The organism is Acidovorax sp. 107, from assembly GCF_003058055.1.
Classification (GTDB): Bacteria; Pseudomonadota; Gammaproteobacteria; order Burkholderiales; family Burkholderiaceae_C; genus Acidovorax.
In genome coordinates this window covers 2,950,382-2,960,093 of sequence record NZ_QBTZ01000001.1, presented here as the reverse complement: position 1 = coordinate 2,960,093, position 9,712 = coordinate 2,950,382, and the positions used below count along the sequence as shown (strand labels likewise).

11 protein-coding genes are annotated in these 9,712 nt (G+C 69.7%); 5 read left to right on the top strand and 6 right to left on the bottom strand.

Translation table 11 applies throughout. The features are described from left to right. Together C8C99_RS13890 and C8C99_RS13885 are read left to right on the top strand one after the other, a co-directional pair. Positions 1-573: a hypothetical protein gene (locus C8C99_RS13890; RefSeq protein ID WP_108626045.1), complete on the top strand. Its 573-nt coding sequence runs from the start codon at positions 1-3 to the stop codon at positions 571-573. 37 nt (positions 574-610) lie between these two features. Further along, on the top strand, positions 611-1,591 hold the full coding sequence (locus C8C99_RS13885) for an alpha/beta hydrolase (protein ID WP_108626044.1): 981 nt from the start codon (positions 611-613) through the stop codon (positions 1,589-1,591). A 5-nt stretch (positions 1,592-1,596) separates the two neighbouring features. On the opposite strand, the gene C8C99_RS13880 is transcribed toward C8C99_RS13885, so the two are convergent. Continuing rightward, positions 1,597-2,298, bottom strand: a complete 702-nt coding sequence (locus C8C99_RS13880) for an aspartate/glutamate racemase family protein (protein ID WP_056643867.1) — start codon at positions 2,296-2,298, stop codon at positions 1,597-1,599. Between the two features lie 76 nt (positions 2,299-2,374). Next, positions 2,375-3,301 (bottom strand): LysR family transcriptional regulator, encoded by a 927-nt coding sequence (locus tag C8C99_RS13875; RefSeq protein WP_108626043.1) that lies wholly within the window; start codon positions 3,299-3,301, stop codon positions 2,375-2,377. A gap of 141 nt (positions 3,302-3,442) precedes the next feature. Between C8C99_RS13875 and C8C99_RS13870 the strand changes: the two genes are divergently transcribed. Then, complete coding sequence (locus C8C99_RS13870; RefSeq protein WP_108626042.1) at positions 3,443-4,240, top strand: SDR family oxidoreductase; 798 nt, start codon at positions 3,443-3,445, stop codon at positions 4,238-4,240. Positions 4,241-4,256: 16 nt separating this feature from the next. Here C8C99_RS13870 and C8C99_RS13865 read toward each other — a convergent pair whose 3' ends face one another. Then, a complete protein-coding gene (locus tag C8C99_RS13865) occupies positions 4,257-5,240 on the bottom strand; it encodes a LysR family transcriptional regulator (protein WP_108626041.1) in 984 nt (327 codons plus the stop codon). Positions 5,241-5,397: 157 nt separating this feature from the next. Between C8C99_RS13865 and C8C99_RS13860 the strand changes: the two genes are divergently transcribed. Next, complete coding sequence (locus tag C8C99_RS13860) at positions 5,398-6,291, top strand: oxidoreductase (RefSeq protein ID WP_108626040.1); 894 nt, start codon at positions 5,398-5,400, stop codon at positions 6,289-6,291. A gap of 102 nt (positions 6,292-6,393) precedes the next feature. Here the strand turns inward: C8C99_RS13860 and C8C99_RS13855 are convergent, their stop codons facing one another. Together C8C99_RS13855 and C8C99_RS13850 are read right to left on the bottom strand one after the other, a co-directional pair. Further along, positions 6,394-6,930, bottom strand: coding sequence for a hypothetical protein (locus C8C99_RS13855; RefSeq protein ID WP_056643858.1), 537 nt, complete (start codon positions 6,928-6,930; stop codon positions 6,394-6,396). Between the two features lie 50 nt (positions 6,931-6,980). Next, positions 6,981-7,709: an NIPSNAP family protein gene (locus C8C99_RS13850; protein WP_056643856.1), complete on the bottom strand. Its 729-nt coding sequence runs from the start codon at positions 7,707-7,709 to the stop codon at positions 6,981-6,983. A gap of 136 nt (positions 7,710-7,845) precedes the next feature. Here C8C99_RS13850 and C8C99_RS13845 point away from each other — a divergent pair, with 136 nt between their 5' ends. Beyond that, the gene (locus C8C99_RS13845) at positions 7,846-8,832 is read left to right on the top strand and encodes a YafY family protein (protein ID WP_056643854.1); all 987 of its coding nucleotides are present in this window, start codon (positions 7,846-7,848) and stop codon (positions 8,830-8,832) included. Positions 8,833-8,957: 125 nt separating this feature from the next. Here C8C99_RS13845 and C8C99_RS13840 read toward each other — a convergent pair whose 3' ends face one another. Continuing rightward, positions 8,958-9,620 (bottom strand): TetR/AcrR family transcriptional regulator, encoded by a 663-nt coding sequence (locus tag C8C99_RS13840; protein WP_056643852.1) that lies wholly within the window; start codon positions 9,618-9,620, stop codon positions 8,958-8,960. Positions 9,621-9,712 lie beyond the last annotated feature (92 nt).

The window sequence follows — 9,712 nt, the reverse complement described above, 5'->3', positions numbered from 1 at the left end:
ATGTTCTCTTCCGCCCCGACACCGTCCGCCCCCGTTGCCACCTACCGCGCCATGCTGCTGGCCGCCCTCGCCGTGGGCGCACTGCTGCTCCTGGCGGCCAGCGATGCCAGCGCACGCAGCCGCCACACGGTGGAGCACAACGCCGATGGCAGCACCACCGCACGCACCGGCGTGGTCCGCGCAGCGCCGGGCGGTGGGGGCGTGCTGCGCGGCCGCAGCGTGACCACCGACGGCCAGGGCCAGGGCAGCGTGCGCAGCGGCGCCGCCGCGGTGGGCCCCAACGGCGCCACGGCGGTGCGCCAGGGCCAGAGCGCAAGGAATGCCGATGGCACGGCCAGCCACAGCAGCGCCATTACCGCCCAGGGCGACTGGGGCACGCTGCAGAGCACGGGCGCCGCCACGCGCAGCGCTGACGGCAGCGTGACGCAGGGCCGCACCACCACGGCCACCAGCGCCACCACCGGCAACAGCGTGCAGACCAGCAGCTCGTACAACGCGGACACCGGCCGTTCCCGCAGCGCCAGCTGCTTTGACGCCAGCGGCGCCCCGATGGCCTGCCCGGCGCGGCCCTGATTCGTTACCTTCCATTCATTGAGCCAGGAGATCCCGCATGTCCCGTCCTTCCACCCCACTCTCCGCGTTCGCGTTTCTGCGCACAGGCCTGGGCGCAGCGCTGTGTGCGCTGGCCGCTGTGCTGACCCCGCCCGCCCACGCCCAGCTGCGCGGGCTTGGGCCCTTTGCCCAGTTGCGCGACACCGCCGCGGCCTTGCCCGCCGGTGTGCAGCGCCTGGCCGATGTGCCCTATGGTGCGGACCCGCTGCAGCGCATGGATGTCTACCTGCCCGCCGCTGGCGGCGCCGTCAGCAGCGCTGCGGTGGCCAGCGGTACGCGCGCGCCGGTGATCTTCATGGTGCATGGCGGCGCCTGGCGCACGGGCGACAAGGCCATGTCCCGCGTGGTGCAGGAGAAGGTGGCGCGCTGGGTGCCCAAGGGCTTTGTGTTCATCTCGGTGAACTACCGCCTGTACCCCGCCGTGAACGTGCTGCAGGAGGCGCAGGACGTGGCCATGGCGCTGGCCGCCTCGCAAAGCCGTGCTGCCAGCTGGGGCGCCGACGCATCGCGGTTCATCCTGATGGGGCACTCAGCGGGCGCGCACCTGGTGTCGCTCATCAATGCATCGCCCACCCTGGCCCAGCGTGAGGGGGCCTGGCCCTGGCTGGGCACCGTGTCGCTGGACAGCGCGGCGCTCAATGTGCCGGTGGTGATGACCGCGCCGCACTACCCGTTCTATGACGAGGTGATGGGTGCCAACCCGTTGTTCTGGGCGGCGGTGTCGCCTTACCACGCGCTGTCAGGGCCGGTGCCGCCGTTCCAGTTTGTCTGCTCCACCGAGCGCCCCGACCACCCCTGCCTGCAGGCGCAGGGCATGGCCCGCCGCGTGCGCGACCTGGGCGGCCGTGCCGAGGTGCTGCCGCAAGAGCTGACCCATGGCGAGATCAACGCGCAGCTGGGCCTGGAGAGCGCCTACACGCGGGCCGTGGAGACCTTCATGGCCTCGCTGGACGCCGTGGTGGCGCAGCGGCTCAAGTAGTTCGTTCAGTCAGCCTGCACGGCCCGCCGCAGCGCAGCACGGGCCAGCAGGCGGGTGGAGTCCAGCGTGGGCAGCGGGGAGTTGGCATCGCTCAGGATCAGCGGGATCTCGGTGCAGCCCAGCACCACGGCATCACAGCCTTCCTCGCGCTGCATGCGGGCGATGATCTGCTGGAACAGGGCCACGCCCTCAGGGCGAATGAGGCCGGGCACCAGCTCGTCCATGATGGTGCGGTTGATCTCGCTGCGTTCAGCTTCGGTGGGGCGCACCCATTGCAGGCCCTGGGCCTGCAGCGCATCGGGGTACACGCTGCTGTCCACCAGCCAGCGCGTGCCGGTCAGGGCCAGACGCCGGTGGCCGCGCGCTGCCGCCTCGGCCGCCACCACCTCGGCAATGTGCAGCCAGGGCAGCGGCGAGTGGGGCAGCACGCGGTCCATCGCCTGGTGGATGGTGTTGTCGGGGCAGATCAGAAAATCGGCGCCTGCACGGGCCAGCTTGTGGGCGGAGGCCAGCATCAGGTCGGCCACGCCTTGCAGGTCATTCCGGTCCAGGCAGTCCACATAGTCGGCCAGCGACGGTGTGTGCAGCGTCACCTCGGGGTGCGCATGCGGGCGGCCCAGCAGCGCAGCGCCTTCGGCGCACAGGGTGCGGTAACACAAAGCAGCCCCTTCGGCGGAGCAGCCCACGATGCCGATGTGTTGGGGCATGGATGTGGTCCAGAGCGGTTGCAAAGGCCCATTATTGCCACCGCGCTGCCGTGGCCTAGCCCCACCGCTGTGCCAGTCAGTCCCCGCGCACCCTTTGCGCAAAGCCGCGCGTGCTGAACTGCTCCACCACAAAGTCCACAAACACCCGGGTGCGTGCGGGCAGCAGCTTCTTGCTGGGGTAGTACAGCGAGGTCGGCCCTGCATCGGCCCACCAGCCGGGCAGCACCCGCACCAGGTCGCCCCGCGCCAACCAGGGCTGCGCAAACGGCATGGGCAGCACGGCCAGGCCCAGGCCCATGAGCGCGGCCTGGCACATGGCCTCGGGGTCGTCGAACACCACGCGCGGGCGCAGCTCCACGGGAGCCGCATCGCCGGCCTTGTTGCGCAGCGTGGTGACGTTGATGCGCCCGGTGCGGATGTTGCGCCGTGCAATGCCATCCCACTGCGCCAGGTCCGCCGGGTGGCGCGGCGCCCGCTTGCGGCCCTGCAGCAGCGCAGGCGCGGCCACGACCACCAGGTGGATGGGGCCCAGCGTGCGCGCCACCATGTCGGGGTTCAGGTTCAGGCCGCCGCCAATGCCGGCGTCAAAGCCCTCGCCGATCAAATCCACCTGCCGGTTCTCAAAGCGCCAGTCGGGCTGGATGGCCGGGTAGCGCTGCAAGAACTCGGCGAGCAGCGGCACCAGGTACGCGCGGCCAAAGGCCTGGCCCATGCTGACCTTGAGCGTGCCCGCCGGCTGCTGCTCGGCCTCGGCCGCGTGGTCCACCGCATCGGCCAGGGCGGTGAGTGGCGGGCCCACTTGCGCCAGCAGGCGCTGCCCGCCCTCGGTGAGCGTAAGGCTGCGCGTGCTGCGCTGGAACAGCCGCACGCCCAGGCTGGCCTCCAGCCGCGCCACGTTCTTGCTCACGGCGGCGGGCGTCAGGCCCATGAGCCGCGCGGCGGCCGAAAAGCTGCCCGACTGGGCGGACTGCACAAACGATTCGAGGTGGCTGAGGGGCTGCATGAGCGGTATTTTCAACCAAGGGTTGAAAGATATACAGCCCATTCATGGCTACCGGAGCATGAGTGTTTTTCTGAAACTGCAGGTCTTCCCGGTTCGGTTGCGAACCATTTTCTGCATGCATCTCGTTGGAGAAACAACACCATGTCTTCTGTGTCTGAAACATCCCCGGTCTCTGCTCCTTCATCGCCTGGCCGCCCGCTGGCCGGCAAGGTCGCGTTCGTCACCGGCGGCGCGCGCGGCATTGGCGCGGCCATCGTGCGGCGCCTGGCGCGCGACGGTGCGGCCGTGGCCTTTACCTACAGCAGCTCCGCAGCACCTGCGCAGGCGCTGGTGGCTGACATTGCGGCAAGCGGCGGCAAGGCCTTGGCCCTGCAGGCCGACAGCGCCGATGCCGTCGCCCTCACGCAGGCGGTGGACCGCGCCGCGCGCGAGCTGGGCCGCCTGGACATCCTCGTCAACAACGCGGGCGTCGCCATCGCGGGTGAGCTCAGCAGCTTTGCGCTGGCCGACTTTGACCATACGCTCAATGTGAATGTGCGCGCCGTGTTCGTGGCCACCCAGGCCGCCGTGCGCCACATGGGCCAGGGCGGCGCCTATGGCCGGGTTATCACCATCGGCAGCACCAACTCCGACCGCGTGCCATGGGCCGGATTCAGCGTGTACGGCATGAGCAAGGCCGCCATCGTGGGCCTGACCAAGGGCCTGGCGCGCGACCTGGGCCCGCGTGGCATCACGGTGAACAATGTGCAGCCCGGCCCGGTCAACACCGACATGAACCCGGCTGATGGCCCCATGGCGGGCGACATGCACGGCCTGATGGCACTGAACCGCCACGCGCACCCTGACGAGATCGCGGGCATGGTGGCTTATCTGGCCGGGCCGGAGTCGGGCATGGTGACGGGGGCGAGCTTGTTGATCGACGGCGGGTTTGCGGCCTGAACGGTCAGCACGGCGCTCACTGCGTGGGCTTTCGCGCCCGGGGCTTTTTCTGTACAGCCGGGCCGTGGGTCGCCAGCTCTTTGGGCGTGAGCAGGTAGGCGGGGTTGTTGGCCACCATCTCCACCGCCAGGTCGATAAACGCCCGCACGCGCGCTGGCAGCGCCGTGCGGCTGCCGTAGTACACGTACAGCGCCAGGTGCTGCGCCACATGCTGGGGCAGCAGCGGCACCAGCTGGCCGCTGCGTACCAGCGGCGCGGCCGTCACGCCCACCAGCTGGCCCACCGCGTGGCCGCCCAGCACCGCACGGGCCTCCACCTCGATGTCGTTGGTGCAGAACGTGGGGTGAATGGTGCGCGCCACGATGTCGTCGCCCACCTGGAACTCCCAGGGCATGGGCTTGCCGGTGGACGCATGGCGAAAGCCGCTGCAGCGGTGCTGCGCCAGGTCGTCGATGCTGGCCGGCGCCCCGTGGCGCGCGATGTACGCAGGCGCTGCGCACACGATGAGCTGCAGCGTGAGCAGCCGCCGCGCCACCACGCCGCCCTCGGGCGGGTAGCCCGAGCGGAAGCCCACATCCACGCGGTCTTCCACCCAGTTGCCGATGCGGTCGTCCAGCTGCACATCGGGTTCCACCAGGGGGTGGCGGCGGCAGAACTCGTGCAGCACCGGCCAGATCACCTCCAGCAGGATGGAGCGCGGCGCCACGATGCGCAGCGGCCCCGCCATGGCCTCACGCCCGCGCCGCGCGCCTTGCACCGCGTGCTGCAGTGTGGCCAGGCCCGGCTGTGCGGAGGCCAGGAACTGCCGCCCTTCTTCGGTGAGGCTCAGGCTGCGCGTGGTGCGGTGGAACAGCCGCACGCCCAGGTGCGATTCGAGCTGCACCAGCAACTGGCTGGACGCCTGTGGCGTGATGCCCTGCGCGGCCGCCGCTTGGCGCAGGCTGCCCAGCTCGGCGGCCTTGGCAAAGTTGGCGATGGCGCGCAGTTCATTGATGGCCATGGTGAGCAGGCATTGTGCCGGGCGGCTGTGTGGTGGATTGGCAAGCGTTGCTTGCGAATGAATCCAGAGATTATGGGCTAGTTGCATGGCAATGGCTTGCCTAAAGTCCACCGCCATGGGCACTGCCCATTGCTCCACACCACCTCAAGGACCTGTCATGACTCCCACCACAGCCACCACCACCCATTCCTCGTATTCCCGCGTCTGGATGATCACCGGCGCCTCGCGCGGCATCGGCGCGCGCATTGCCGAGGCCGCGCTGGCCCAGGGCGATGCCGTGGTCGCCACGTCGCGCGATGCCGCCTCGGTCGAAAAGCGCTTGGGCGTACATGATGCCCTGCTGCCCCTGGCGTTGGACGTGACCGACGAGGCACAGGCCCGCCATGCCGTGGGCGCGGCGCTCGACCGCTTCGGCCGCATCGACGTGCTGGTCAACAACGCGGGCTATGGCCTGCTGGGCGCGGTCGAAGAAGCCACCGCCGACGAGGTGCTGCGCCTGTACGACACCAATGTGTTCGGCCTGCTGCATGTGACCCGCGCCGTGCTGCCCGCCATGCGCGCGCGCCGCGCCGGGCATGTGATCAACATTTCGTCGCTGGGCGGCGTGCAGTCGGCCGCCGGGTTTGGCCTGTACTGCTCCACCAAGTTCGCGGTCGAGGGCATCACCGAAGCGCTGCATGCCGAGCTGGCGCCGCTGGGCATCCACGCCACGGTGGTGGAGCCGGGGTACTTCCGCACCGAGTTTCTGGACAGCGCCTCATTGGCCGTATCACACCGGGTGCTGGAGGACTACGCCGAGAGCGCTGGGGCCGTGCGCGAAGCCGCGCGCCGCATCAACCTGAACCAGCCCGGCGACCCCGTGCGCCTGGCCCAGGCCGTGATGCAGCTGGTGGCCAGCCCCACGCCCCCGCTGCGCCTGCCGCTGGGCACGGACACGCTGCAAACCATTGCCGACAAACATGCCTTCGTGGCGAAAGAGACGGCCCAGTGGCGTGCGGTGGCGGCGTCCACGGACTTCCCGGTGCAGGAAAAAGCGCCCCAGATGGCGTGAGTAAATGCTCCTGTTTTGGTAGCTGACAGCGCTCAGCCATCAAGCGCCAGGGGCTATTTTGGCTCCAATTGTTTAGCCTGGGTGCTGAGGTGCTACCTACGCTCACACCGGCCACGCAAACTCCATCACCCAGTTCACCTCCCAGGTCGCGCCGCCGTCGTCCGAAAACGCCTGCTGCCAGCGCGGTGCGCCGGTGTGCATCTGCGACCACTCGAAGCGCACGCGCACCGGGCGGCCCTCGAACAGGTCCTCGCCTTCAAACAGGCCCACTCCGTCGTGGAAGCCCCCCACCACGGGCGGTAGCAGCAGGCCCGTGGCCGGGTCCAGGCCGCCCGTGAGGTTGTCCAGCCAGTAGATGCTCCAGCGCTGCGTGACGGGGTTGAACACCCGCAGTGCCATGCCCACGTAACCGGGCTTCCAGGCCAGCGGTGTGAAGGTGTCGAAGTTGCCGATGCCGCCGGGCAAGGGATGCGCGGTGCCTGTGGCGTCGAACACCTCCCAGTCGTTGCAGCCCGCGAGCCTGCGCACCAGCCGCGTGTTGCGAATGCGCCAGGGGCCCATGAGGAAGTCGAAGTCGCGCGCGGCGCTGGGCGCCACGGTGGGCGACGGGATGGGAATGAGGTGGGCTGGGGTGGACATGGGGGGCTCCGGGGTGGGTGCGTGAATGGGGGAGGATGTTTGCAGGTGCATCAGGCGTGCAGAGCTGAGCGCGCGGTGGGCTGCAGGCGCAGCACCTCGGGCGCTGCCGCCAGCCAGGAGGCAAGACCGGGCGCCACGTCGCGTGCCCAGGCCCCGCTGTCGGCAAACGACTGCAACGCAGCCTCGTCGCCAAACAGGGCCAGGCCCACCAGCACGGGCTCGCCTTCGCGCACCGGCAGGCGGGCAAAGGTGTTGGGACTGTGCTCGGTGCAATACCAAGCGAGCTGGCGCGCGCCGCCACGCAGCAGGGTGGGCGCCATGCGGTGGCGGCAGAAGTCCAGCAGCGGTGGTGTGGCGGGCTCCCGCAACGGGAACACGGTGACCTGCAGGATGCCGGCGGCGGCGCCTTGCGCGCCGGGCTGCGGCCGAGCATGCTGCGGCAGGGCGGCCGTGGCACCGGGCCAGGCCGGGCAGAGCAGGTGCACGTTGTCCGAATCGATCATGGTTGCATTGGCGGCATTGCGGTGCGCTGCCCACACGGGGCCGCCATAAAAGCCCTCCAGCGCGCGGTGGCGCGCCGGCATGTCGGCAAAGCCACGCAGCCAGACGAACTGGTCGGGCCGGTCCAGGTCGCGAAACTGGCCCAGGACGCGCATGCCGAGCGCCTCCTGGGTTTCCACAAACTCCCGGTCGAACAGGTCGATGAGCACTTCGCGCTGCTGGGGGTGCAAGGTGTATTGGCGCAGTTCGACGATGGCGTGGGGATCGGTGGTGGGCATGGGGGCTCCTGAGAGGGTATGGGGGCAAGAAGGCAAAGACAGGGCTGCAGTGTGTGTCGCTATACCTGCCAACCCATGGCAGGTATTTGCGCTATCTTTGGCCTTCTGTCTTTTTGCACCACCCCTGCCAAGCCCTATGCGCGCCAGCCGTTTGTTGTCCCTCCAGATGCTGCTGGAAACGCGCGGCCGCATGAGCGCACAGGCGCTGGCCGAGGCGCTGGAGGTGTCGGTGCGCACGCTGTACCGCGATGTGGACCAACTCAGCGCTGCGGGCGTGCCCATCTATGCCGAGCGCGGGCGCCATGGTGGTTTTGCACTGCTGCCGGGCTGGAAGACCGCGCTCACAGGCCTCACGCCGTCCGAGGCGCAGGCCGTGTTCTTGAGTGGCCTGCCCGGCCCTGCGCAGGACCTGGGTCTGGGCGGCGATGTCGCGGGCGCGCGCCTGAAGCTGCTGGCCGCACTCCCCGCCGCCTGGCGCGACGACGCGCAGCGTGTCAGCACCCGCCTGCACCTGGACCCGGTGGACTGGTACCGCGAGAGCGACCCCACACCGCACCTGCCCACGGTGGCGGCCGCCGTGTGGAGCGGCCACCAGATCACCCTGCGCTACGAGGGCTGGGCGCGCACGGCAGAGCGCACCGTGAGTCCGCTCGGCCTGGTGCTGAAAGCGGGCGTGTGGTACCTGGTCGCGCTGCCCGCGGGGGTGGACGCGCGCGGGCCACGCACCTACCGGGTGTCGAACATCCTCGCGGCCACGGCGCTGGACCAACCGGCCAAACGCCCCGCAGGCTTTGACCTGCCCGGCTATTGGGCTGCGTCGATCCGGCGTTTTGAGTCAGGCCTGTACACGGGCGAGGCCGCACTGCTGGCCACGCCCGAAGGGCTGCGCGGCCTGCGCACGCTCAGCAGCGCTGTGGCCCGTGCGGTGGCCGCCGCCCCGCCGTCCCGCCGCAAGGATGGCCGCACGGCCGTGACGATCCCCATTGAATCGGTGGAGCATGCCTGCGGGCAACTGATGCGGCTGTCGCCGCAGGTGGAGGTGCTGCGGCCCATGGCATTGCGCCGCGCGCTGGTGGCGCGGGTGCAGGCCACGGCGCGGCTGTATGGGCTGGTTGCCGAATGAGGTAGCGGTGAAATTGCTGCTAATTTAATAGCAATAAAGGCATGATTGGTGGGCACTACCGGCCCGTAAGTCCACAAGCACCCGTGCACAGGATTTTTGGCAAGACTGGCCCGTGCGCCGGGCGCTCACAGCCCCCGTTCCACCATGTCCAGCAGGCGCTGGCCCAGCAGATCCAGCATCTGCTGGGGCGTGCCGCGCAGCGGCCCGTCGATGGCGAGCAGAGCCATGCCGTGCACGGTGGACCAGGCCAGGTATTCGGCGCCCGGGCGGCGCGCGGGTGGCAGGGCGCCAGCGGTGACCAGGTCGTCCAGTGCGGCGCTCAGGTGCTGGAAGGGGTTGAGCCCCGTGGCGCCGCCCATGGCGGGGTCGGGGGTTTGCTGCACCGTGAAGCGGCCGCCGAACGCGGTGCGAAAGAGCCCCGTTTCGGCGTGCGCAAACCGCAGGTAGCCGGCGCCCACGGCGCGTACCTTGGCATGGGCCTGCGCGGTCGGGCTGCCGGTGGTGGGCACCATGGCCAACTCGGCCTCCATCGACCGCGCGGCGGCCGCCACGGCGGCGGCGCGCACAGCGCCCAGCAGGTCGTCGCGGTTGGCGAAATGGCGGTAGGCCGCATTGGGTGCCACACCCGCGCGGCGCGTGGCCTCGCGCAGCACCACGGCATCGGGCCCGCCCTGGCGCGCCAGTTCAATGCCCGCGTCCAGCAGCGCGCGGTGCAAATCCCCGTGGCGGTAGGTGGTGCGCGCAGTGGGCGGGTTGGCGGCAGCTTTGTTGCGGGTGGTTACGGTCATGGGGAGCTTGGATGTGGACACTGTCCATTATCTTTGCTATGGTTTGTGGACGGTGTTCACAATTGTGCACCGAAATCATTCCTGACCCGTCA